This window comes from Neisseria sp. P0021.S007 (genome assembly GCF_051956855.1).
Window position 1 is genome coordinate 1 of sequence record NZ_JBQCXA010000098.1, and the last position, 1,231, is coordinate 1,231.

Sequence of the window (1,231 nt, forward strand, 5' to 3'; positions counted from 1 at the left end):
GGCACGCGGTTTATGGAATGGAGCGATAAAAGCACCAATAAAGACCATGCAGGATATAGGAAACAGGAGGGGGAAAAATTGGAATTGTGGGTAATCCGCCGTGTCTTTGCCGATGAAATCGCCCAAAGTTTCGATGAAGCGAAAGTTTGCCGCGTATTAGCAGATAATGGATTGTTGAAATATAACCACAAAAACAGAGGCTACCAACACCAGCGGAAAGGTAACGGCTGGTTTCATGTTTTAGCTACAAATATAGAACTGGACGACTAATCATTTACATGGGGTTAATTCCAAAATCCTAACCAAGCCCGCCGGGATCAACACAGGCGGGCTTTTTTACGTCTAAACATTCAGGCAGACCAACCAAGAAAGCATAAAATTAACAGGAAGCCCCTAAATCTCAAAAATTAGGACTGTTTGACCCTTTCCCTATACCTACCCTACCAAAACAAAGAAACGCGCTTACAGCGCGATTTTAGCCTATTTACGCTATGACCAACAAAGACAGACGAGGGATAAATAATTTCGACACCAATACGCGCGCGCGCGAGAAAAGCAGCCCTTGAATTTTTGGAGCCCATAAAAAGGAAAGAAGACCAAGACACGCGAAAAGATAAAACCATATGCGCGAGGCAAAATCACTTGTTACCTTTGTTACCACAAAATTTAACACTTATAACTATATGAATATAAATATAAAAACACAGAAAAAACGGTAACAAATGAACATAAATTTACTTGTTACCGATTTGTTACCACTTGTTACCCTTTTATATTCAAATGGTTACGCTTAAAAAATAGGAGCGGTAACAAATGGTAACAAGGTTAAAATATGTGTTTTGTTACCATGTAAGCCATGACTGGCAAGGCTTTCAGCCATTGGTAACAAGGTAACAAACGATTTTTGCGTTTTTTTGTATATATACGCTTTTTTTGTTTGGGCGCATGACTGACAGAGCCGATACAAACAAAAGCCGCCCGAGAGACAATATCGGACGACTGGAAGAAGAAAGCAGAGAACACCCCACAAGCGCGGATAATTTCCAGTGTTACAATTCAACCATGTTTACAGCTTGGCAGAAATGCCGCAAAATATTTTTGCCCCTGCCACCCAAACAGCTTAAACTGGCAATCTGACAAGGGGTAAATAGTGCCAAAAAAATGCCCCTACCTTAAAGTTTTGGGGTAACTTTTGGGGTAACTTTTACCGTAAACAAGAACATGATTATAT

The 1,231-nt window shown here is 40.5% G+C and carries 1 pseudogene; it reads left to right on the plus strand.

Annotated features, from left to right (window positions below):
- Positions 1–270: pseudogene (locus ACTHUR_RS11415) on the plus strand (DUF927 domain-containing protein); the annotation flags it as partial.
- Positions 271–1,231 lie beyond the last annotated feature (961 nt).